Genomic DNA, 23,400 nt, shown 5'->3' on the forward strand with positions numbered 1-23,400 from the left:
GGATGCGGGAAGCGGGCGGATGAGTTGCCGTGCATTCTCGGGCATGCGGGCATCGGTCGCAATCGCGGCGCGGCGCTTCAGAGATCGAGTTCCAGTGCGCCTTCGGTGTCGGCGGCGGGCATCGCGCAACAGATCAGCGCTTCGTTGTCTTCGACTTCGTACGCGGGCGCTTTCGCGTAGGTCACCGCGCCCTTGACGATGCGGGTCCTGCATGTGCCGCACGTGCCGCCGCGGCAGTTCGATTCCGCATCGACGCCCGACGCTTCAGCGAGTTCGAGCAGACTGCCGCCTTCAGGCTTCCATTGCGCTTCGCGATTCGACTTCGCGAAGCGAACCGTGACCGCTTGCTGCGCGGGCGGACGCATCGGCTGATGCTCGACATCGCGATTCAACGATGCCGGTCCGAACGCCTCGGCATGAATGCGCGCATCCGCGACGTTCAGCGCGCGCAGGCCGTCGTAAAGCGACTGCATGAACGCGCCCGGCCCGCACAGATAGAAGTCGTAATCGTTGAACGGCAGACGGCTCGTCAACATGTCGATATCGATGCGCCCCGACACGTCGTAATCGCGCGTGAGTTCCGCGCCCTGGCTGTCGCTCAGCACGCGGAGCACGTGCACCGCGCCGCCCGCGCTTCGCGCAAGCGCGTCGATTTCAGCGGCGAACGCGCGGCTCGCGAGCGTGCGCGCCGATGCGATCAGCCACGTCGGGCGAACCCGCCGCGTGCGCAATCCTTCATAGACGATGTGACGCAGCATCGCGAGCATCGGCGTGATGCCGACGCCGGCGGCCAGCAACACGGCGGGGCGCGTTTCGAACGCATCGATCGTGAAGCTGCCTGCGGGCGCGCGCGCCTCGATGATGTCGCCCACTTTCAGCGTATCGTGCAGATGCGCCGACACGCGGCCTTCGCGCTTCACACTGATCCGCACGACGCCATCGCCCGGCGCGACCGACAGCGTGTAAGTCCGCACGGCCGGCTTCGCGGCGTCGGGCAGCGTCACGCGCACCGGCAAGTGCTGGCCGGCGGCGTGCGGCACGATGCCCGCGCCATCGGCGGGTTCGAGCCAGAACGAGCGGATCACATCGCTTTCATCGACGATCCGGCTCACGCGATACGGCCGCCACGCATCCGCGAGCGCCGCTGCCTTGATGCGTTGCGCCGCTTCGCTCCAGTCGCCGGTCATCAGCGAATTCGGTGACCAGCCTTCGTCGCGAAAAGCCCAGCGCAGCGGCAGCGCATCTTCGCGCAGCACGACGCGGCGCGGCGTGAAACGCCACAGGCGTTCCGCGCCCTGGAACGCGGCGATTTCAGGCGAATCCGTCAGCACTTGCGCGTCGCCCGTGAGTTGCAGCACGTCGCCCGTCGCGAAGTCCGCGAACACCAGGCCGGCCTTGCCGTTCACCGAAATGTTGCCGAGCGTGTTGAAGAAGAGATTGCCCGCGAAGTCGGGAATGGTGAGCGCGCCGTCGCCGTCGCGGGATACGCGCACGAAACCCGCCTTGCCGCCGCGATGCGACACATCCACCTGACGATGCCCGTCCTCGCGGTCGAAGTACGACGCGACGAAGAACGTATCGGCGCGCTCGATCATCGACCGCATGCGAGGCGAGTTTGCATCGAGCGCGATGGGTTGCGCCGTCGGCGGCTCGTCTCGCACGAACGTGAAGTCGCGGAGCTGAATGTATTGCGGGCAATTGCCGAAGCTCTGCTCGACGCGCAGGTCGAACGCATCGCCGTGACGATGAATCACGCCGTTCACGCGATTGCGGCGGCGCGTGTGCAGTTCGATGCCGAGCATGCCGACCGATGCGCCGTCGCGCAGACCGGCGTCGGCGGGATCGAGCGGATCGGGTGCGTGCGCGACGGACAGCGTCGTGGCATCGGGCGTTTGCATGAAGCCGGGACGGCCGGTCAGAAAGGTCGCCCAGGCGTCGCCGTGATCATCGACCGTGCCGGCGACGACGAACGGCAACTGCGCGAAAAACTGCCGATGCTGCTCCGGCATGTAGTCCCGCACGACGCGCTGGCCGAGCGCACGCATGCGGTCGTAGGCGCCCGCGGCCTTTTGCAGCGCGATCTCGCCGCGATGCCAGGGCGTCGCCGGGATCGAAGACGGTGTGGACATGATCGTAAGCTCCGGGCGCGGGTGTCAGGCGGCGAGACCGGCGGCCGTCTTCTGGAACGGCACGAAGCCGGGCAACGCTTCGATGCGCCGCAGCCACGCGTTCACGTTGCGATAGCCGGACAGATCGACATTGCCTTCCGGCGCGCTGGCGATATAGCTGTAAAGCGCGACATCCGCGATGGTGGGATGCGCAGCGCCGATATCCGCGATCCACTCGCGATCCTGCAACTCGCCATCGATCACCTTGAGCACGGCATGCGCGCGGGCGATCACTTCGTTCGCGTCGAACTTGCTGCCGAACACGGTGATGAGCCGCGCCGCAGCGGGGCCGAACGCGACTTGCCCCGCCGCCACCGACAGCCAGCGCTGCACGGCGGCGGCGCCTTCGGGCGTGTCGGGGAGCCATTGCGTTGCGCCGGCGCGCTTCGCGAGATAGACGAGGATCGCGTTCGAATCGGCGATGGTACGCTCGCCATCGACGAGCACCGGCACCTGACCAAAGCGATTGATGCGCAAAAACTCGGGCGACTTGTGCGCGCCCGCCGCGAGGTCGACCTGCTCTTCGTCATGCTCGATGTTCAACAGATGCAGAAAGAGGCGCGCGCGATGCGAATGCCCCGACAGCGGATGGTGATAGAGCTTCATGGCAATACCCCGGATACGGCCGGGAGACGTCCCGGCCTCTGTGAAGCAGTATCGGTTCTTGCCGTTTCGAGGTGAATACCAGCGAAATTCAAATAACTGTTCTCGTTGCGAGAACAGTGGCGTCGCGTTTAGTCGCCGCGCGGCGGCACGTTTGTCTTGTTGCCCGCGAGCGGCGAACCATATCCGCCGCTGTTCGCGTTGTTCGGCAAGCCGTTGGACAACTGGGCGCGCGGGTCGGCCGGATTCAGATTGAGTTCGCCGGCTTGCGCGTTACCGTGCGTCGGATACTCGCTGCCGAGCGGAGCGCCGGGCATGAGACGCGTGCTGTTGTGCGGCGCGTTCATGTCCGCTTCGGGGCTCGGATGCAACTGCGCATGAGCGGGAGAGGCGGCCATGATCGACAGGCCGCATAGAAAAGCCATTGCTCGCATCATCGACTCCTTCGAACTCTTTCCCCGATGCCTATTTCTTGTGCTTCTTAAGCTTCGCCTTGCGCGCGGCACGGTCGTCGATGATCCGCACGCGATGCTTGTCCTTCATCTTCTTCCATTTCCTGCACTCTTCCTTCGTGCGCAGGCAGCCGATGCAGAAGCCGGTCTTCTCATCGAACTTGCAGATGCTAATGCACGGTGAATCGACGCCCATACTTGTCTTGCCTCGGCTTTAACGAAGGACAACCACTTTCCCATGCGGATGCAGGCGCATCCAACTGATTGTGTCGATGATCGCGATAGATGCGGCACGCTCCCGGATAAACTCACCGGCACGAGCCTTGCTTCTACGCTTGACTACTTCGAAGAGTGCAATCTCCATGCCCCAGCTTCCCGGTCCGCGCCGGCCCCCCGCCAAAGTCCTGCCGCCCGACGCGCCGGGCCTGCGCGCACTGGCGTCGCTGCTGACGGGCGTCGTCGTCATATGCGCGCTTTACTTCGGGCGCGCGGTGATGATCCCGATCATCCTCGCCATCCTGTTGAGCTTTCTGCTTGCGCCGTTCGTCGATTTCCTGCGCCGGCTGCGCTTCGGGCAGGTGCCGTCGGTGATCGTCGCGGTCGTCGTCGCGTTGTCGGTGCTGACGGCGGTGGGCGCGCTGATCGGTGCGCAGGTTGCGCAACTCGCGGGCGATCTGCCGAAATATCAGGTGGCCGTCGAACGCAAGGTCGACAACATCCAGCGCCTGACCGTGGGCCGCGCCGACGAGTTTCTCGGGCGCGCGTCGCGTGCGCTGAAGCGCGTGTCGCCCGCACGGGAGCAGGAGCCGCGCACCGACGAGAACAATCCGGCCGCGTCGCCGATCGACCAGCCGATGCCTGTCGAAGTTCACGAGCCGACGCCGACGCCGCTCGAACTTGCGCAGCGTTTCCTGTCGCCGGTGATCAGCCCGCTGGAGACGACCGGCATCGTGCTCGTGGTCGCGGTGTTCATCCTGTTGCAGCGAGAGGATCTGCGCGACCGCCTGATTCGTCTTTTCGGCTCGCGCGACCTGCACCGCGCCACCACCGCGATGGACGAAGCCGCGCGCCGCCTCTCGCGTTATTTCCTCGCGCAACTGGGCATCAACGTGGGCGTCGGGATCGTCATTTCGATCGGGCTCGCGATCATCGGCGTGCCGGGCGCGCTGCTGTTCGGCGTGATGACGACGCTGCTGCGCTTCGTGCCTTACGTCGGGACGTGGATCGCCGCGATCGTCGCGGTGGTGTTCGCGGCGGCCGTCGGCCCCGGCTGGACGATGCTGATCTGGACCGTCGTGCTCTTCGCCATCACCGACATCACGGCGGGGCAAATCGTCGAGCCGCTGCTGTACGGGCATAGCACGGGGCTTTCGCCGTTCGCGGTGATCGTCGCGGCGATTTTCTGGAGCTGGATCTGGGGGCCGATCGGCCTCGTGCTGTCGACGCCGCTCACGCTTTGTCTCGTGATTCTCGGGCGTCACGTCGATCGGCTCGAATTTCTCGACGTTTTGTTCGGCGATCGACCCGCGCTCACGCCCGCCGAGAATTTCTATCAGCGACTATTGGCGAACGATCCCGACGAGGCGCTCGTGCAGGCGGAATCGCTGCTGAAGGAGCGTTCGCTGATCGCCTATTACGACGAAGTCGCGCTCGAAGGGCTGCGCCTCGCCCACAACGACGTGCAGCGCGGCGTGGTGACGGCGGACCAGTTGAAGCGCATCAACGAATCGGCGCTCGACATCATCGAGGGGCTGGAGGACACGGAGGATACGGTGCCGTCCGGGCCGCGCAAGGAGGAGCCGCCTGCTAGCCCGATGTCGTCGGACGAGGCCGTGAAGATCGCCTCCGAAACGCCGCCCGAGCGCTTCGATGCGGCTGCGGAAGGACACACCGCGTCGGTGCTGTGCATCGCGGGTCGAAGCGAACTCGACGATCTCGCCGCGACCATCGCCGTGCAGCTGTTTCGCAAGCATGGGCTGGGCGCGGATCTGGCGGGCTACGAGGGATTTTCGCGTGGCCGCTTCGGCGAAGTGGACTTGTCGGGCGTGACGATCATCTGCGTCGTGTCTTTCGATGCAGCCGAATCGCCGCCGTATCTGCGCAACCTTTTGCGCCGGCTGCATCAGCGCGCGCCGTCGGCGGAACTGATCGTCGGGCTGGTGTTTCCGGAAAGTCCGCTGCAAGGCGAAGTGCTCGTGCGGACCAGTTCGGCGGCGGTGTCGTTCAAGGAACTGGTCGATGCGTGCGTGGCCGCCGCGCGTCGGCAATCCACGGACGCGGTGTCGTGGACGGCGCCGGGTGCGTTGCCCGCCGAACCCGCCGAGCCCGCGCAAAGCAACGTGCGGGCGGATGTCGCGGCGTTGCGCAATGCGTGAGCGGTAACGCTGTCAGCCGTGACGGCCGTAGCTGGCGACGCGCCACGTGTGCGCGGGAAAGCGGGCCGTGACCCGCTCAGCGATTCCCGTCGAACAGATCGTTGAGCATGGTGTCGAACGCCGCTTGCGCTTCTTCGAGTTCTTGCAGCGCGGCGTCGAATGTTTGCAGCGCCATCTGCGATGGCCGGCCGTCGCCTTCGGGCGGGAACTGCTTCTGCAATCCGAGGAACGCGGTCTGTACCTGCTTCGTCGCATTGACGATACGTTCCATCGCTCGCGCTTCTTCCACGCGATTGTTTTCAGCGGTCATCGGGCACTCCTCGTTGGCAATGTCCTGATAGTACCAAGAGTGCCCGTTGCCGCGCCCGCGGGCTACGCCGTGGTCCGCTCGCGCGCCGGCTCGACGGTGAAGAGACGCACCGCTTCGTCCAGCACGACGGCGCGTTCAGCAAGACGCTTCGCCGTGGCCGCAGCCTGCTCGACGAGCGCGGCGTTCTGCTGCGTCGAATCGTCCAGATGGGCGACTGCCTGATTCACCTGCGCGATGCCGTCGGCCTGTTCGCCGCTCGCCTTCGCCACTTCCATGATGATCGCCGATACGCGGTTGACCGCTTCGTCGATCGCGCGCATCTGGCTCGTCGTGCGCGACACGAGGTTCGTCCCTTCCGCGATCTGCGCGACGCTCGTCGCCACCACGTTCTCGATTTCCTTCGCCGATGCCGCGCATCGCTGGGCGAGCCCGCGCACTTCGGTCGCGACGACCGCGAACGAGCGGCCCGCCTCGCCTGCGCGCGCCGCTTCGACGGCCGCGTTGAGCGCGAGGATGTTGGTCTGGAACGCGATGCCGTCGATCACATCGGTGATGTCCGCGATACGACGCGAGGCCGCCGTGATCCGCTCCATCGTCTGCTCGACCTGGCTTGCGATGCGCCCGCCGTCGTCCGCCGCGGCTTGCGCTTCCTTGACGACTTCGAGGGCGCGCACGGTGGCGTCCGCGTTGCCCTGAACGGTTGTGGTGAGCTGGTCCATCGTCGCGGCTGTCTGTTCGAGCGAAGCCGCCTGCAACTCGGTGCGGCGCGAGAGATCCGTGTTGCCGCTGGAGATTTCGCGAGCGGCGTCGAGCACGCCGCCGATCTGGCCGCGCACGTCGAACACGATGGCGGCGAGATTCGCCTTGAGCTGGCCGAGCGCGCGCTGCACTTCGCCGAGATCGTCGTGGCGCGCGTCGGGGATGTCGGCGGTAAGGTCGCCGGCGGCCATGCGTGCGGCGAAGCCGGACATCGTACGGACGGGGGTATCGAGTTGACGCGAGAGTGCGAGCCATCCCGCGATGCTGACCGCCGCGCCCGCGCCGAACGCGATCCAGAACGGCATCGGCGGCGCGCCGCGCCAGGCGGCCAGCGCCGCGATCAGCGTGACGGCCGGCATGGCGGCGAAGCCCATCGCGACGCGCGCGCTGACCGGCATGCGGGCGATGGCGGCGAGCTTGCCCGCGATGCCGAGTCGCACGAGCGCGCCGGCCACGAGCCGATGCTGTGAATTGCCGTTGCGCATGGTCGCGTAGAGGGCTTCGGCTTCGTTGATTTCAGCGCGGCTCGGCTTGACGCGCACGCTGAGATAGCCGACGGCCTTGCCGTGCTCCATCACGGGCGTGACGTTGGCGCGGACCCAGTAGTGATCGCCGTTCTTGCGGCGGTTCTTGACGAGCGCGGTCCACGAGCGGCCGGCGCGAATGGTCGACCAGAGATCGGCGAACGCTTCGCGCGGCATGTCCGGATGGCGGATGGTGTTGTGCGGCTGGCCGATGAGTTCGTCGCGCGAGTAGCCCGAGACCGATACGAAGGCCGGGTTGCAGTACTGGATGTTGCCGGACAGATCGGTCGCGGAGACGAGCATCTCCGAGGCGGGGTAGTCGAATTCGTGCTGGGTGACGGGCTGGCTGTTGCGCATGATGTCCTTTTGCTTTTTTGATATCGCGCGGTGACGCGCTTTCGCATTCATGGACATAACGGCAGATTTCCCTACAAAATTTAGGGGAATGCGGCGGAATGACTCAGCGTTCTCGGCGCTGCTTGCGTATCGCCTGTTTTCCTCGTTGCGGGCTGGCGCGTTGGCGAGACGGGCTGACGTTCTTCATTCCAACTGTTATCGCGTCGGCACGTGCGCGATGTGGTGATTCTTATCGCGTCGGTCTATTAGTTCGCCTCTCCCGGGGCGAGCAATAGACCGACATGAACACAAGTTCAGCGACACATAAGACAACCGACAGCAACCCGCAAGCTTGCGCAGCAACATGCAAACAAACGCCGCGCGCCCCAGCGCAGAATCACTGCGCGCTCCACCCTCCATCGATCTGCAACGCCGACCCGCGCATCTCGCTCGCCGCATCGGAACATAGAAACACGGTCATATCGCCGATCTGCTCCGGCGTCACGAACTGCGCCGACGGCTGCTTCTCCCCGAGCAACTTCGCCCGCGCCGCATCCGCCGAAAGCGATTCACGCGCCGCCAGATCGTCGATCTGCTTCTGCACGAGCGGCGTCAGCACGAATCCCGGACAGATCGCATTGACGGTCACGCCAGTGCGCGCATTCTCCAGCGCCGCCACCTTCGTGAGCCCGAGAATGCCGTGCTTCGCCGCGACATACGCCGACTTGCCCGCCGATCCCACCAGTCCATGCACCGACGCAATGTTAATCACGCGTCCCCAGTTGCGCGCACGCATCGCGGGAAGCGCGACACGCATCGTATGGAACGCCGAACTCAGATTGATCGCGATGATCGCGTCCCAGCGATCCACCGGAAACTCGTCGATCGTCGCGACATGCTGAATGCCCGCGTTGTTCACGAGCACGTCGACCGCGCCGAAGCGCTCGTTGGCGAAGGCGATCATCGCTTCGATCTCGTCAGGCTTCGTCATGTCGGCGGGATGATGAACCGCCTGCGCGCCAGTCGCTTCGATCTGCGCGAGCGCGCCGCTCACGTCGCCGAAGCCGTTCAGCACGAGATTCGCGCCCGCGTGCGCGAGCGCCGTGGCAATGCCTAAGCCGATGCCGCTCGTCGAGCCGGTCACGAGCGCCGTCTTGCCGGCAAGCGTTTTAGATGCGGATTGAGTCATGAGCGCTTATCCATTTATTTGGGTTATCAGACGATGCCGGTCGCGTAATACACGCCGATCACGAAGAACACAGCCAGCGTCTTGATGATCGTCACGGCGAAGATATCGCGATAAGACTCGCGATGCGTCAGCCCCGTCACCGCAAGCAGCGTGATCACCGCGCCGTTGTGCGGCAGCGTGTCCATGCCGCCGCTCGCCATCGCGACCACGCGATGCAGCACTTCCAGCGGAATATGCGCCGCTTCCGCGCCCTTGATGAACACATCCGACATCGCCGCCAGCGCGATACTCATCCCGCCCGACGCCGATCCCGTGATGCCCGCCAGCGAACTGACCGAAATTGCCGCATTGACGAGCGGATTCGGAATGCTCTTGAGCGCATCCGATACCACGAGGAAGCCCGGCAATGCAGCGATCACACCGCCGAAGCCATACTCCGACGCAGTGTTCATCGCGGCGAGCAGCGCGCCCGCGACCGCCGCACGCGTGCCCGGCGCGAAGCGTTCCTTCACGCGCGGAAACGCCGTCACCAGCACGAGCAGAATACCCAGCAGCAGCGCGCCTTCGACAGCCCAGATCGCGATAACCGGCTTGATGGCCGTCGTCACCGGCGTATGCACGCCCGGCAGTGCTTCAGGCGCCACGGTATAGCTCGCGCCGTACCACAGCGGAATCCAGCGCGTGAGCGCGAAGTTCGCGACGCCAACGAGCACCAGCGGCGCAATCGCGAGCAGCGGATTCGGCAGATTCGTCGACTCGACGCGTTCCGGCTCGTTCACGAGCGAGGTGCCATAGCCTTCGCCCTTGGCCATCGTCGAGCGTCGGCGCCATTCGAGAAAGCTCAGGCCCACGACGATGATGAACGCCGAACCGATCACGCCCAGCCACGGCGCGGCCCAGCCGGTCGTCTTGAAGAAGGTCGTCGGGATGATGTTCTGAATCTGCGGTGTGCCGGGAAGCGAATCCATCGTGAAGGAGAACGCGCCGAGCGCGATCGCGCCGGGCATCAGCCGCTTCGGGATATTGCTTTGCCGATACATCTCCGCCGCGAACGGATAGACCGCGAACACGACGACGAACAGCGACACGCCGCCATAGGTGAGCAGCGCGCACACCGCGACGATCACCGCATTCACCCGCGATTTGCCGATGTAGCGGATCGCGGCCGCGACGATCGACTCGGAGAATCCCGACAGTTCGATCACCTTGCCGAAAACCGCGCCGAGCAGGAACACGGGGAAGTAGAGCTTCACGAAGCCGACCATCTTCTCCATGAAGATGCCCGAGAACACCGGCGCGACGGCGGCGGGATCGGTGAGGAGGACGGCCGCGAGGGCGGCGATCGGCGCGAAAAGGATGACGCTGTATCCGCGATAGGCGGCCAGCATCAGAAACGCCAGGGCGGCGAGTACGATGAGGAACGACATTGAGTCTCCATAATGTTTGTTCTTTGCAATGTTTCCGGTGCGCCTTGTGACGGCGCTTACGGCGGGCGGGAAGTTGCAGATTCCGTGCCAACGTCCGTGGGCACTGGGATGCGCGTATCGACAGGCGCTTGAAGCGTCTCCGTTGAGCGAAAAAGTCTACGGATCGAGACGACGAGCAGCGCCGAAGCCCGTCAACCCGCACTGCATATCGTCTCCAAAATGAGATACGCTGTCGCCGATACGAGAAAAACGGAGACATGCGCTCATGCGCAACGACTGGATCAACGTGCCGGCGGACTATAGCGACGTCATGCGGCGCGCAATGGAATCGCTATTCAAGACCTTCGAAAATTTGAGCGAAGGCACTTTCATCGTCGATGCGGACTCCCGCGTCGTCTGGATCAACAAGCGGTATGCGGCGCGCTTCGGTTTCTCCGATCCGACCGACGCCATCGGCCTCGATTGCGAAGCCGTTATTCCGAACAGCCTCATGCGCGAAGTCGTCGCGACGGGCAAGCCGATTCTGCTCGATGTGCTCGAAACGGATCGCGAGCCGCTCGTCGTCACCCGGCTGCCGCTAAAGGACGATCAGGGCGCGACGGTCGGTGCGATCGGCTTCGCGCTCTTCGATGAGATGAAGGCGCTGACGCCGCTTTTCGCGCACTACTCGCGCGTGCAGCAGGAATTGATCGCGACGCGCCAGTCGCTCGCGCAGGCGCGGCGCGCGAAGTACACGTTCGCGAGCTTCGTCGGCACGAGTCCGGCGAGTCTTGAAGTGAAGCGGCAGGCGCGGCGCGCGGCACTCGTCGATTCGCCCGTGCTGCTGCTCGGCGAAACCGGCACGGGCAAGGAACTGCTCGCGCACGCGATCCACGGCGCATCGACGCGCGCCGCCAAGCCGCTCGTCACCGTGAACGTCGCGGCGATCCCGGACACGCTGCTGGAAGTCGAATTCTTCGGCGCGGCGCCGGGCGCCTACACCGGCGCGGAGCGCAAGGGGCGCGTCGGCAAGTTCGAACTGGCGGACGGCGGCACGCTCTTTCTCGACGAAATCGGCGACATGCCGCTGCCTTTGCAGGGCAAGCTGCTGCGCGTGCTTCAGGACAAGGAGTTCGAGCCGCTCGGATCGAATCGCATCGTGCGCGCGGATGTGCGGATCATCGCGGCGACGTCTGCCGATTTGCCCGCGCTGGTCGCGGCGGGGCGGTTCCGCGCGGATTTGTTCTATCGCCTGAACGTGCTGACGATCCACGCGCCGCCTTTGCGCGAGCGTCTCGGCGACATCGAGGCGCTCGCATACGCAATCCTCGAGGAGCTGTCGGGCGAAGCGCGCACCGGTCACATCAGCCAGTTCGTGCTGCACGACGACGCGCTGCGCCTGCTCACGGCCTGCGCGTGGCCCGGCAACGTCCGCGAATTGCGCAACACGCTCGAGCGCGCGCTGATGCTGTCGGAGAGCGAGCATATCGATGCGCGGGCGCTCGCGCCTTTCATCGATTCAAAGCCCGCGACGCTGCCCGCGCCCGACGACGGCGCGCCGCCGATGCCGCCGATGCCGTACGCCGAAGCGATGAACGACTTCGAGCGGCGCTTCCTCTCAGATGCGTTGCGCGCAAGCGGCGGGCGTGTCGCGGATGCGGCGCAGCGCATCGGCATCGGGCGCGCGACGCTGTACAAGAAGATCGCGGCGCTCGGCATTGCGGTGTGACATCGGCGGCGCGCACGATCGCATGGATGAGAAAGCATCGCGTGGCATACTCGCGCAATCCATCGGGAACCAAGAATAACGACCGGAAAACAAGGGGTGCGGGATGAAGATCGGCAAAGGAATCGGCTCAATCGCGCTGCTCGCGGCGGGGGTGTCGGCGCTCGGCGGTGCAGCAGTTCACCGCCACTTTTTTCTGCCGATGGCCGGCCCACGCAACTCGTCACGTGTCCGGCCTATGGCGGCTGGCGTCTTTGCACGGATAACGCGAAGGTCGCGTGCCCGGGCGGTTACGACGTGCTCGAGCAGTCCAGCGAAAATAATCAGAACGCGCTGCTGCTGGCGTGCAAGGCGAACTGACGCGGAACGCCCGATGAACGGCGGCGCGCTTCAGTCGTGCTGTGTTTCCCGCAGCATCGTGACGTCGTAGCCGAGTGCACTCGCGCGCGCGAGCAGGGTGCGGCGCAACTCCGCCGAAGGACGCGCCTCGCGCGTGAGAATCCAAAGATAACGGCCCGTTGGCTCGCCGACGATCGACCACGTGTAGTCGTCGGCGTGATCGAGAATCCAGTAGTCGCCGACATAGAACGGACCGAAGAACGACACCTTCAGCTTCGTACCGTTCGAGCCGGTGACGACTTTCGCGCGTCCTTCCGCTGCGCGATATTTCCCGGACAGTCCGCCCTCGCGGCACGCATTGACGACGGAGATCAGTCCGTCCTCACGACGCGCGTAGTTCGCGGTGACGGCCTCGCAATTGCGCTCGAAGCGGTTCTCGTAACGCGCGAATTCGAACCATTGGCCGAGATAGCGATCGAGATCGACGGCCTTCGACGGTTCCGGCACGTGGTCGTTACCGCTTCGCGTGGCGCCCTGCACTGCACACGCGGCCAATGCGCCGATGCCCGCGATCATGACCAGCGCCGCCGCGCCGTACGTCCAAGGTTTTCTGAATTTCATTGCTGTTTGCGGATGAATGGGACATCGGAGGGAGCAAGGTCCGTTCCGGAACTCCTGAAAACCCTCACCTTTGCGGGGGCGATGGCATCGTGTAGAACCGGATTGCGGTTCGTAACCCATTGGTCTGCAAGCACTTTTTTGCTGGTATGCACTTCGATTCAGCGCGAACTGTTTGACTCCCGAATGTTCTCACCGCAAACCAGAACGACTACTCTTAGGCGGTGCGGCGTCACATCCGGGCGATACCGCGTGCACTTCAGCAAAGCCTTAAGTATCAGAGGCTTGCATTCCTTCTCGCGCCCCAGCGCGCCTTCAAGATAGTCCATCCGTGAGCCACGCCGTGCCGACCGTCTCACCGTCGCGCGGCTCCCGAACTGTCTCACCTTTGCGATCGCGGGTATGCTTTGGCTCCTTTCGCGTTCCCCAAACGCCTCACATGTCATCGCTGGTTTCCGGGCTGCCCGCTCTGCTCGCCCCGCTTTTCTCGATCATCCTGCCGGTCTTCGGCCTCGTCTTCGCCGGCTTTGCGTGCCGCAAGCTCGGCAAGCTTGGACCGGCTGCGGCATCGGAACTGAACCGGTTCGTCGTCTATCTCGCCTTGCCCGCGCTGCTCTTCGACACGATGGCGAGAACGCCGCTCGCCATGCTCGATCAGCCCGCGTTCATTGCGGTGTTCGGGATCGGATCGGCGGTCGTGTTCGCGTTGACGCTCGGCGTGCGGCTGATGCAATCGCGGCCCCTCGCCGACGCCAGCATCGACGGACTCAACGCGGCCTACCCGAACACGGGCTTCGTCGGCTTGCCGCTTTGCCTCCTGGCGTTCGGCAAGGAGAGCCTCGCGCCGGCCGTCATCGCGACGATCTTGACGGTGTGCGTGCTGTTCGGCGTGGCGATCGTCCTGATCGAACTCGGCTTGCAAACGCAGCGGCACATCGGCGCGACGGTGTGGCGCGTGGCGAAATCGCTCTGCAAAAATCCGTTGTTGATCGCGCCGGTTGCGGGCGCGTTGTTCAACGCGTCGGGACTGGTCCTGCCGCAGGGGGGCGAGGCGCTCATCAAGTTGCTGGGCGGAGCAGCGAGTCCTTGCGCGCTGGTCGCGCTCGGGCTGTTTCTCGGCGGCAAGAGCGAAGCGCACAACGTCAGGACCACGGGCGTGCTCGTCGCCTTGAAGCTAGTTGCGCAGCCGCTTCTGACCTGGTGGCTTGCCGTTCACGTGTTCAAGCTGCCGGGGCTGTGGGCTAAGACAGCGGTGATACTGAGCGCGCTGCCGACCGGCACTGGCCCGTTCATGCTCGCGGAGTTTTATCGGCGAGATGGCAGCGTGACTTCGAGCACGATACTGTTTTCGACCGTGCTGTCGCTCGTCACCGTCACGCTGTGTCTTGCGGTCATGCTCTGAGCGCGCGCTGGATTATTACGTTGACGACAAGAATTACTTCAGGGGAAAGCGCTTTTTCAACAGACGCCTCATGGATAAAGTTCGCTCATCGATCGCGTCCGATCGGCAAACGAACCTCAGGAGATGTCTCATGAAGCGCATTCTTTCTATCCTCGCTGCGTCTATCGCTCTTTTCGCTGCCGCCGGCGCGGCGCAGGCAGCGGACGCCCAGCAGGCTTCGTCCTGCCAGGGGCCGGCGTCGCAATGTAATGTGTTTTTCGGGCAGTAAAGCCGGCGTTATGGCGGCCAGGAGGCATCCTCTGAAGCAACAACGCCTCGCATTGTTTCATCCATGAATCGAAACCCGCCGTCCTGCCGTTCAAGTCCCCGACTTATCCACAGAATCTGTGGATAAACTTGGGGATAGCTGAGCGCAAACCGTGTAGTGACGCGGCACGAACTGGACTGCGCGATTCATCACAAAATTGGTTCAATCGCCACGCTGCGCCGACGCATGACGCTTCGCCGTCGATCCGAATATGATGTGTCCTCGCGACCGGCAGAAGCCCGCCGGCTCACTCACTCTCATCGACGGGGGATCAGGTCATGGCCTACAAGATCGCGGTGGTCGTAGGAAGCCTGCGACGCGATTCGTTCAACAGACAGCTCGCGCATGCACTCGAAACGCTCGCACCGGACGACTTCACGTTCGAGCACGTCGATATCGGCAGCCTGCCGCTCTACAGCCAGGAATACGACAGCGACTTTCCGGAGTCCGCGCGCACGCTCAAGCAAAAAATCTCGGAAGCCGATGGCCTGCTGTTCGTCACACCCGAGTACAACCGCTCCATTCCGGGCGTCCTGAAAAACGCCCTCGACTGGGGCTCCCGCCCGTGGGGACACAGCGCATGGGGCGGCAAGCCGGGCGCGGTCATCGGCACGTCGCCGGGGGCGATCGGCACGGCGATCGCACAGTCGCATCTGCGGGGCGTCTGCGCGTATCTCGATATCGCGTTGCTCGGCCAGCCGGAGATGTACATCAAGCACGACGAGAAGCGCATCGACGCGAACGGGAACATCGTCAGCGAAGACACGCGCAAGTATCTGCAGGGCTTCATGGACAAGTACGCCGCGTGGGTGCGCGACCACGCCGCCGCCTGACGCAATAAAAACGGCCCGCGCGAGCGGGCCGTGTCGTCAGGAAGCAATCGCGCGCATCAGACGTGGTGCTGCCCCGTCACGCGATCCCAGCCGTGACGGACCGCCGCCTTGAATCGATCCCACGTGTCGCCTTCCGGATGCCGCGTCGCCCATTCGCGGCGCATTTCATACTCCATCTGATCGTCCCATGCGCGGCTGCGGAAGCGGTCGTCGTTGCCGAGCGTCGCGCCGTAGCGATACGCGCCCTGATAGTCCTCGTACGGCTCGCCGGTCGCCGCATACTTCGCGTCGTAATCGGCGCGGAAGTCTTCCTCGTACTCCATGTATTCGTTCGGCGTCCTGCGCGGGCCGAGCGGCACGGCCGCCTGCGACGCCGCCGACGTGCCGATGGGATCGCCCGACGCGCCCATCGCCGGCATCGACTGCGATTGCGCCTGATTCTGCATGTTCAACTGCTGCGGCTTCGCGGGTTCGTCGAGCGGGCTGAGCGGCTCGATGGTATCGATTGAACGCCAGTCCGTGTCCGGATCGACATGCACGCCGGGCAGCGGATCGCGCTTGCTCGCACCGGGCAACTCGCGCGCGTCCGCGCCCACTTCGGCACCCGACGCCAGCGGATCGGCGGGCGTCCCGGCAAGCGGATCGATGCCCGTGGTCGCCAGCGGATCGCGTCCGGTCACCGGATCGCGGCCTGCCAGCGGGTCGCTGGCGGTGCGGACAGTCGTCTTCGTTTCGACCTGCTCGTACTGGACGCTCGACGGCTCCGCCCTGTCGCGCTGCGGGCGCGCGCTCGGCATCAGCGCATCGTCGGCGGGATCGCTCACGTAGTCGCGCGAAGTGAGCGTCGCGGGATCGGTGCGGGCGGGAACATCGACGCGCGGCGCGCCGACGGGATCGACCAGCGGATCGGAAAGCGGCGCCACGGCAGGATCGCCGACATCCGCACGCGGATAAGCCCGGGCGCGCGGCGCGGTGTCGACACGCGGCTCGTTCACCGGCGCCTTGCCCGGCACGCCGCTGCCCAGTCCGAGACCGAGTTCGTCGAGGATCGAATGATCGCGGCTGTCGCTTGCGGCGGGCGTCGTGCTTGCACCGTGCGAGAGCGTCGACCAGCTCGCGGCGCGTTCGTCGATGTCGATCGCGCCGCGATCCGACAGCGTCACGCGGGCGATTTCGGCCTGCTCATGGCTGACCGTATCGACGGCGACGAGCACCGCGCCGCGCCGCACGGCTTCGGAATAATGCGCGACTTCGGGCGGATGATCGCGCCCGCCGAACAGCATGCTGAAGAAGCGCTCGATGTTCGCGAGCACGCCCGGCTCCGAGTGCGTCTGGGCGTCGGGCATGTCGGACGGCACCGCGGCGTCGTCGCGTTTCGGGTTCGCCTGCAACTCGATGTCGGTGCGCGCGAAGCCCGCGCTGATCAGCGCCGAGCGCGCATCTTCGGCCTGGTCGTAGGTATCGAATACTCCGATGACGGTGTGTCGCATGGTCGCCTCCTCGCTTCTCGCGGTGTTCCGGGGATCGGCAACTGTCGGTTGCCGCACGTGCGTGTGATGACGCAACTGCCGTGCCGGATCGCGAGGCGTGCTGCGCACGGCGCTGCGCTCGACGCGCGACGCCGCCGCTTTTACAAGGCCGGCTGCAAAACAGCGATCAGCGATCCACGGGGCGCGCGGCCTGTCCTTCGCGGATGCCGCGCAAAAGCGAATCGAGCAGCGCGATGTCGAAGGGTTTCGACAGCACGCGCGCGTCGACCTGCCGTGCGCGGTCGAGTTCTTCCGCGTAACCGGTGACGAGAATCACCGGGACGCGCGGCTCGAAGCGCTGGATGCGCTCGGCAAGGTCGATGCCGTTCAGTTGCCCCGGCATGTGGATGTCGGAGAGGATCACGTCGAACGGAAAGCCCGACGGCGAGGCGGCGTCGCGCGACGATTCGAGCAGCGTCATCGCGGTATCGGCGTTGAAGACGTAGGTGACCTGGTGGCCCATCATCGTCAGAAGCGCCTCGGTTCCTGCCGCGACTTCCTCGTTGTCTTCGACCAGCAGCACGCGCAGGCCATCCGCTTCCGGGACGGTCGCGGCGGCCGGGTCCGCGCTGCTCTCGGCTGCGCCGGCCGCAGCTGTGCGCGGCAGATAGAGGCGCACGGCGGTGCCCGCGCCGACCGCGCTGTCGATGGTCGCGAGGCCGCCCGCCCGCTCGCAGAACGCGAAGACCTGCGGCAGGCCGAGCCCGGTGCCCATGCCTTTGGGCTTCGTCGTGAAAAGCGGCTCGAACGCGCGCCCGAGCACCTCCGGACGCATGCCGACGCCGGTGTCCTGGAGCGTGATCTGCACGAACTCGCCGGTCAGCGGAAAGCCGTCTTCGTGACGGAAGCGCACGTTGTCCGCGCGCACGGTGAAGGCGCCGCCGTTGGGCATCGCGTCGCGCGCATTGACCGCGACGTTGATGAGCGCGAGTTCGAGTTCGGCGGGATCGACCCGGACCGTCCCCACGTCCGGCGATACTTCGACGTTCAGCGCGACCTTCGCGCCGAGCGACGCGCGCAGCAGTTCGCGCACCGCCGACACCCACTGACCGAACGCGATGACCTCGCTCCTCAACGGCTGCTTGCGCGCGACGCCGAGCAACTGGCGCGTCAAGGACTGACCGCTCTTCAGCGCGCGCTCCATCGCGGACAGCTCGCGGTCGAGGCCGACCGGGCCTCGCCGCCGCGCGATCTGCACATTGGTGGAGACGATCATCAGCAGGTTGTTGAAGTCGTGCGCGACGCTGCCTACCAGATTGCCGAGCGCTTCCATCTTGCGCGCCTGCCGGTACGCGGATTCGATCGAGCGGCGCATCGACGCTTCCGCCTGCCAGCGCTCCCACGCTTCCTCTTCGATCGCGAGCCGCCGCAGCGACTGCCCGATCACGCCCCACAGCACGACGCACGGCGCGAGTATCGACAGCGCGAGCACGCTCAGGTGCCGATACCACTGCTCCCAGATCGTCGAGATCGGATAGCCGCTCGACACGTAGACCGGATACGCGCCGACTCGCCGGAACGCGACGATTTTCAATTCGTTATCGAAGCCCGACACCATCTTGACGACGCCGCTGCGCGCGCCCGCCTTGTAGGCGGCCCGCAGCGGCGAGTTCGCGGTGAGCGCCGTGGAGGTCGACGGCCGGTCGGGAAACCACGCGAGCACTTCGCCGTCCGCGCGGGCGAGGCCGAGCGAGATGGTCGCACTGTCGCCGAGCAATTCGCGATAGAACGCGTTGAAGTAGGGCGGCCGCAGCGCGATCGTCACCATTCCCCGGAAGCGGCCGTCGGTCGCGCGGCGCGCAATCGCCGTGTTGAACACGCGCTCCTTGACGACGCTTCCGGGCATGACCCGCGAAATCTGCTCGGCGTCCCTGCTGTCGCGCAGGCTTTTGAAGTCCTCGCGATCGCCGACGGACACATCGGGCGTGGGCCAGCCGCGGCTCGTCGCGAGCAGTTTGCCGTCGGGCCCGAAAACGGATGCCGCCGCGACCTGGGGATAGCTGCCGATCATCTCCGCCAGCCGCTCGTGGATGATGACGTCCTGCTGATGGATTGCGTTGGCTTCGAGATCGTCGAGCAGATCGACGATGCGCTCGTTCAGCGTCACGTTGAGATCGAAGACTTTGAGCGCGTGCTCTTCCGCCACGCGCGCATTGCGGGCGACGAGTTCCGATGCGCTGGCTTCGCGGGCGCGATAGTCGGAAATCGCGGTGATCGCCACGTAGACGCACGGAAGCACGACGGCCGCGATGAGCAGCGCATAGAGCGTCAGGCGTTGCGCCGCGAAGTTTCTCTCGGGAACGACCGGAAAAGGCGGCTCTTCCTGCCTGTGCCCCGAGGCGAGCTCGGTGTCGGGTTCCTCACGTTGCAGCGTCATGTTTGGCAGCGAAGTGGAAAACTTTACTTGTGAGGCGTGTCGTTCTTTCCTTGCGACGGCGACGAGGACGGCCGCACGCGGGTAAAGGTCGATTGCATGCACGAACCGTACCGACGCAGGGACCGCCGCAGCAGGATATCGAACGGGCGTGCGTGCGGCGAGTTAGCGAGTTTATCGGAAGCGCAAACGTACACAGAAGGATGGAATACGACGGTGCCGGGATTCGCAAGTTAGGAAGTTTTTAAAAATCAGCGCTTTTGAGGGGATTGCACCCGACTTGGCGGCTGGATGAGTTGCTTCCCTATCGTCTTAAGCCGACAATGGAATCCTCTGATTTATACGCCAAAGGAGTGTCTTGCCGAGACACCCGATGCGCAAAAGTGTTGGAAACTCCGCGCCACGGACGATGGCGGGATGGGCCGGTTGCGCGACGGCACGAAGCAAATGTGGTTACTCACGGGCCGCGGCGCCGGGGCCGCCTGATTTAGCGGTCGAAACCCCGCCACCCTAAAGATCGCTGCAACGGCGCCGTAAATACATGCGAGAGCATGCCGTGTCTGTCATGACGGCTCTCGGCCCGAAGCTCATTGACCCGACCGACCATGCCTTTGCCGATTGTCATTGCCGATGATTCCCTGCTCGCCCGCAAGGTGCTGACGCGCGCGCTGCCCGAGGACTGGAACGTCGACATTTCCTACGCGACGAACGGGCGGGAGGCGCTCGAGCTGTATCGCGCAGGCCGCGCCTCGGTGATGTTCCTCGACCTGACGATGCCCGACATGACCGGCTATCAGGTGCTCGACGCCCTCCAGCACGAGGATTTGAACACGTTCGTGATCGTCGTTTCCGCCGATGTCCAGCCGATGGCTCAGGAACGTGTACGGGCGCTCGGCGCGATCGCCTTCCTGCCGAAGCCCGTGACGCCCGAAGCGCTGCGTCCCGTTTTGAAGGAGTACGGACTCCATGGTTGACCCCGCCCTCAACGAAGACCAGCGCGACGCGCTGCAGGAAGTCGCCAACATGGCGATGGGCCAGGCCGCTACGCGCCTGTCGAAGCTGCTCGGGACGTTCATCGAGTTGTCGGTGCCGCGCGTGCGCGTCGTCGGCGTGGCGCAGGCGTCGCAGGCGTTGCGCGAGATGACCGGCATCACCGATGCCGTCACCGCCGTGCGTCAGGGCTTCCGCTCGGATATCAAGGGCGAGGCGATCGTGTTGTGCAAGAGCGGCAGCGTGGATCAGCTTTGCGCGCTCGTCGACGATCCGTACACCAAGTCCACCTACGAGACAACCACGCGCACGGAGCTCATCTTCGATGTCGCGACGGTGCTGATGGGCGCATGTGTGTCGTGCATTCTCGAGCAGCTTGGGCGTGCGCCGATCTTTTCGCCGCCGGGCATGCTGGGCCTGGAGCTCGCGCTCGACGATGTTTTTCAGCCGGCGATGCTCGCTTGGAAAACGGCGCTCTTGCTCGAAGTGAACTTCGCACTGGAAGATCACAGCTTCCGCGCGCATCTCGTGATGCTGATGGCGGAAGATGCGATCCAGCATTTGCGTGACGCGCTCGATGCGCTGCTGTCGAGTCTCTGAGCCGCATCGCCATGGAAGAACTACGGCATGTGCTGAGCGAACTGGTGATCGAGCGCGTGGGCTTCGGCATCTTCGTGCTCGATCGCGATCTGAACGTGCTGATGTGGAATCGCTTCATGGCGGATCACAGCGGCAAGACGGCCGAGCAGGTCACCGGCAAGTCCATTTTCGCGAGCTTCCCGGAGTTGCCGCGCGTGTGGCTGACGCGCAAGGTCGAGAGCGTGTTTCAGCTTGGCAGTTTCGCGTTCAGTTCGTGGGAGCAGCGGCCATATCTCTTCAAGTTCGATCACGACCGGCCGATCACGGGCGGCGTCGATTTCATGCAGCAGGACTGCACGTTCATGCCGCTCGCGCAGGACGGCGAGGTGTGCGCGGTGTGTGTGACGATTTCCGATGCGACCCACGCGAGCATGATGCAGCGCGCCCGCGACGAGGCGGTGGCGAAGCTGCAGGAATTCGCGGATCGCGACGGGTTGACGGGCATTGCAAACCGGCGCTATTTCGATCTGCGTCTGAGCGACGAGTTTTCCCGCTGGCAGCGGTATGACGGTGATTTGTCGATGCTGCTGTTCGATCTGGATCACTTCAAGCGGATCAATGACGAGCTGGGGCATCTCGTGGGCGACACGGTGCTGCGGCTGATGGCGGAGCGCGTCGCTGCGGCGGTGCGGGTGCAGGATGTGTTCGGGCGCTTCGGCGGCGAGGAGTTCGCGCTGCTCCTTCCCTGTACCAGTTTCGACGATGCGATGATCGTCGCTGAGAAAGTGCGATGTGCTATCTGCGAGACGCCTATCGATGTGCAGGGGGCGCGGGTGCCGGTCACCGCTAGCGTCGGGGCGGCTTGCGCGAAGCGCGGGGTGACTACGTCGTATGAGGCGCTTATCAATGAGGCTGATGCTGCTTTGTATGCGGCCAAGCGGCAGGGGAGGAATCGGGCGATCGGGTTTCGGTGAGTTTTTTTATCGCTGGGGCTTGGTTTTGCGGCGGTCTTAGCTGTCGACCGACTGGCGCTATAACGCCTTACTCCCATCCCATGCAAGAAAAGTAACCACCGAATCTCGAACGAAGGGGACTGAAGCGATATTCCAATCGCTACCCCCGATCTCGCCTCCGCGCTGACGAACCTCGAAAAAAGACTCTGTGTCACTGGAACGTCGCACGCCGTTCACTTCACAAGCAGGCGGAATCGCCGAAACCCATATCCGCTTATGTCCTCCGCGCGTCTTTGCCATACACAAATATTCTAGCGCGCTTCCTTGATTGTAATTCAGACGATAAAGCCCGGTGTCGTTCGTCCGATTCACGGCGTTGAACGGTTTTCTCGCTGGGTGCTCACTTTGTGGAATGAACGCGACACGATAGTCTCACTCGTACAACCAATTGATAAATCAATTGCTTCCAACAGTGTCGCAACGGCGCGCGCCATAGGGTGCCGGACGCCGCTAGCTAATTGAGCGGCATTGAGCCCTTGCGATTATCGATACGTCGACTATAGGGCCGTGAGCGCCTGATTTAGCCAGCGCGGCATGCGCTGCGCAGACAAATGAATGCGCTATGCCGTTTTTTCAATGCCGTTACAAACGGCGTTGGGAGAATGTCCTGTCGAGGTCAATGCGGAAGGTACTTGTGCCACGTACGCGTTTAGCGTGGACCAGGGCTGAATTTGTCGCCCGGCTTGGCGGTAATCTGACGCGCGCGGGAACGATCTCGTTTTATGCTCGCGTGAAGGATGCAGAGGATCGAGGCCAGTCAAGGGGCATGCTTCTCCTCAGTTTCCAAGTCCGTTCGACATTCCGGCGAGCGTCCTGCTCAACGAGGGAATCGACCGGCGAAACGCTGAGCACACGTTACGGCTTCGATCCTGCTGGTGTTGGGCCGTCGTTGCCAGTCTCGACTACCGAAAACCCTTGTTCTGGCAAGTTCGCGCCCCGGCGAGTTGAGAAGCCGCGCTCCTCGCTCTCACACGAAGGGCGGAAAGAGCGACAGCACGGGAAGACCGGGCACGTAATTATACCGGCGAGCCGTTCGGCTCTCCCGCCGGTTCCCATCCATTAACGAAACGAAGCACTGTGCGCCGGAAATCAAAGAAGGCGCGCGGGTCCCGAATCCAGCGCGCGCGTTGCAACTTAAGTGGCAAACAGGCTTTACTCGACGCAACCACGCGCTGATCAGCCGAGGGATACGACGATTCCCTCTCTGAAGTCATAGGACAGTGACATTTTGTGCCTACCGTGGCGGTGATGCTCCATCTTGGCGTAGCCTTTTCGCGCAGTTTTGACTCGTACTACATAAGGATAACCAACCATGCGGGATAGAACAGGCCGCGAGGTTGCGTGCCTCGGCGACGCAACGGACCACGGCGGAACGGTCATTCAGGCCGCTACCGAACTTCAGCATATGGGCATCGCTACGGCGCTCGACGGGCATGTGACCGAGTGCCGGAAGTGCGGCGGGACGTATCCCATCATTGCTACCGGAACACGCACGCATAAAGGCGTCAAGGTCGCATTGATCGGCGACAAGACCGCGTGCGGCGCGACGATCATCAGAGCTTGACGCG

General features: G+C 64.4%; 21 protein-coding genes. 9 read left to right on the top strand and 12 right to left on the bottom strand.

Translation table 11 applies throughout. From position 1 onward, the window contains the following. Positions 1-77: 77 nt before the first annotated feature. The 5 genes from BG57_RS10650 to BG57_RS32970 all read right to left on the bottom strand — a co-directional run bounded on the left by BG57_RS10650 (position 78) and on the right by BG57_RS32970 (position 3,587). Complete coding sequence (locus BG57_RS10650; protein ID WP_035962871.1) at positions 78-2,129, bottom strand: 2Fe-2S iron-sulfur cluster-binding protein; 2,052 nt, start codon at positions 2,127-2,129, stop codon at positions 78-80. A 24-nt stretch (positions 2,130-2,153) separates the two neighbouring features. Next, a complete protein-coding gene (locus BG57_RS10655; RefSeq protein ID WP_035962872.1) occupies positions 2,154-2,774 on the bottom strand; it encodes a glutathione S-transferase family protein in 621 nt (206 codons plus the stop codon). Between the two features lie 128 nt (positions 2,775-2,902). Beyond that, positions 2,903-3,169 carry a hypothetical protein gene (locus BG57_RS10660; RefSeq protein WP_052005725.1) on the bottom strand — a complete coding sequence of 89 codons (267 nt, stop codon included), beginning with the start codon at positions 3,167-3,169 and terminating at the stop codon, positions 2,903-2,905. 67 nt (positions 3,170-3,236) lie between these two features. Further along, on the bottom strand, positions 3,237-3,419 hold the full coding sequence (locus tag BG57_RS10665) for a DUF1289 domain-containing protein (protein ID WP_035962875.1): 183 nt from the start codon (positions 3,417-3,419) through the stop codon (positions 3,237-3,239). 18 nt (positions 3,420-3,437) lie between these two features. Continuing rightward, positions 3,438-3,587 carry a hypothetical protein gene (locus BG57_RS32970; RefSeq protein ID WP_160174722.1) on the bottom strand — a complete coding sequence of 50 codons (150 nt, stop codon included), beginning with the start codon at positions 3,585-3,587 and terminating at the stop codon, positions 3,438-3,440. Between BG57_RS32970 and BG57_RS10670 the strand changes: the two genes are divergently transcribed. Beyond that, positions 3,586-5,598 carry an AI-2E family transporter gene (locus BG57_RS10670; RefSeq protein ID WP_229754032.1) on the top strand — a complete coding sequence of 671 codons (2,013 nt, stop codon included), beginning with the start codon at positions 3,586-3,588 and terminating at the stop codon, positions 5,596-5,598. The two genes, BG57_RS32970 and BG57_RS10670, sit on opposite strands and share 2 nt — an antisense overlap. Before the next feature lie 76 nt (positions 5,599-5,674). Here BG57_RS10670 and BG57_RS10675 read toward each other — a convergent pair whose 3' ends face one another. The 4 genes from BG57_RS10675 to BG57_RS10690 form a co-directional block, all read right to left on the bottom strand. Continuing rightward, a complete protein-coding gene (locus BG57_RS10675; protein ID WP_035962877.1) occupies positions 5,675-5,908 on the bottom strand; it encodes a hypothetical protein in 234 nt (77 codons plus the stop codon). A gap of 62 nt (positions 5,909-5,970) precedes the next feature. Next, the gene (locus BG57_RS10680; RefSeq protein ID WP_035963047.1) at positions 5,971-7,548 is read right to left on the bottom strand and encodes a methyl-accepting chemotaxis protein; all 1,578 of its coding nucleotides are present in this window, start codon (positions 7,546-7,548) and stop codon (positions 5,971-5,973) included. A gap of 376 nt (positions 7,549-7,924) precedes the next feature. After that, positions 7,925-8,716, bottom strand: a complete 792-nt coding sequence (locus BG57_RS10685; protein WP_035962878.1) for a 3-hydroxybutyrate dehydrogenase — start codon at positions 8,714-8,716, stop codon at positions 7,925-7,927. Between the two features lie 26 nt (positions 8,717-8,742). Next, positions 8,743-10,143, bottom strand: a complete 1,401-nt coding sequence (locus BG57_RS10690) for a GntP family permease (RefSeq protein WP_035962880.1) — start codon at positions 10,141-10,143, stop codon at positions 8,743-8,745. 265 nt (positions 10,144-10,408) lie between these two features. Here BG57_RS10690 and BG57_RS10695 point away from each other — a divergent pair, with 265 nt between their 5' ends. Further along, positions 10,409-11,851 carry a sigma-54 interaction domain-containing protein gene (locus BG57_RS10695; protein ID WP_035962881.1) on the top strand — a complete coding sequence of 481 codons (1,443 nt, stop codon included), beginning with the start codon at positions 10,409-10,411 and terminating at the stop codon, positions 11,849-11,851. A 387-nt stretch (positions 11,852-12,238) separates the two neighbouring features. Here the strand turns inward: BG57_RS10695 and BG57_RS10700 are convergent, their stop codons facing one another. After that, the gene (locus tag BG57_RS10700) at positions 12,239-12,808 is read right to left on the bottom strand and encodes a lipocalin family protein (protein ID WP_035962882.1); all 570 of its coding nucleotides are present in this window, start codon (positions 12,806-12,808) and stop codon (positions 12,239-12,241) included. Positions 12,809-13,244: 436 nt separating this feature from the next. Here BG57_RS10700 and BG57_RS10705 point away from each other — a divergent pair, with 436 nt between their 5' ends. The 3 genes from BG57_RS10705 to BG57_RS10715 all read left to right on the top strand — a co-directional run bounded on the left by BG57_RS10705 (position 13,245) and on the right by BG57_RS10715 (position 15,347). Then, positions 13,245-14,207, top strand: coding sequence for an AEC family transporter (locus BG57_RS10705; RefSeq protein ID WP_152562559.1), 963 nt, complete (start codon positions 13,245-13,247; stop codon positions 14,205-14,207). Positions 14,208-14,337: 130 nt separating this feature from the next. Continuing rightward, complete coding sequence (locus tag BG57_RS33340; RefSeq protein WP_167569255.1) at positions 14,338-14,475, top strand: hypothetical protein; 138 nt, start codon at positions 14,338-14,340, stop codon at positions 14,473-14,475. A 317-nt stretch (positions 14,476-14,792) separates the two neighbouring features. Further along, positions 14,793-15,347 carry an NADPH-dependent FMN reductase gene (locus BG57_RS10715; protein ID WP_035962884.1) on the top strand — a complete coding sequence of 185 codons (555 nt, stop codon included), beginning with the start codon at positions 14,793-14,795 and terminating at the stop codon, positions 15,345-15,347. 56 nt (positions 15,348-15,403) lie between these two features. Here the strand turns inward: BG57_RS10715 and BG57_RS10720 are convergent, their stop codons facing one another. Continuing rightward, complete coding sequence (locus BG57_RS10720; protein ID WP_035963050.1) at positions 15,404-16,837, bottom strand: hypothetical protein; 1,434 nt, start codon at positions 16,835-16,837, stop codon at positions 15,404-15,406. Positions 16,838-17,003: 166 nt separating this feature from the next. Further along, a complete protein-coding gene (locus tag BG57_RS10725; protein WP_035962885.1) occupies positions 17,004-19,253 on the bottom strand; it encodes a hybrid sensor histidine kinase/response regulator in 2,250 nt (749 codons plus the stop codon). Positions 19,254-19,855: 602 nt separating this feature from the next. Here BG57_RS10725 and BG57_RS10730 point away from each other — a divergent pair. From BG57_RS10730 to BG57_RS10745, 4 genes are all read left to right on the top strand, one after another. Further along, positions 19,856-20,224: a response regulator gene (locus tag BG57_RS10730; RefSeq protein ID WP_035962887.1), complete on the top strand. Its 369-nt coding sequence runs from the start codon at positions 19,856-19,858 to the stop codon at positions 20,222-20,224. Beyond that, positions 20,217-20,840, top strand: coding sequence for a chemotaxis protein CheC (locus BG57_RS10735; protein WP_035962888.1), 624 nt, complete (start codon positions 20,217-20,219; stop codon positions 20,838-20,840). Before BG57_RS10730 ends, BG57_RS10735 begins: the two co-directional genes overlap by 8 nt. Before the next feature lie 11 nt (positions 20,841-20,851). Continuing rightward, positions 20,852-21,793: a sensor domain-containing diguanylate cyclase gene (locus BG57_RS10740; RefSeq protein ID WP_035962889.1), complete on the top strand. Its 942-nt coding sequence runs from the start codon at positions 20,852-20,854 to the stop codon at positions 21,791-21,793. Between the two features lie 1,351 nt (positions 21,794-23,144). Further along, positions 23,145-23,396: a PAAR domain-containing protein gene (locus tag BG57_RS10745; protein WP_035962890.1), complete on the top strand. Its 252-nt coding sequence runs from the start codon at positions 23,145-23,147 to the stop codon at positions 23,394-23,396. Positions 23,397-23,400 lie beyond the last annotated feature (4 nt).

It is taken from the genome of Caballeronia grimmiae (assembly GCF_000698555.1).
Lineage (GTDB): Bacteria > Pseudomonadota > Gammaproteobacteria > Burkholderiales > Burkholderiaceae > Caballeronia > Caballeronia grimmiae.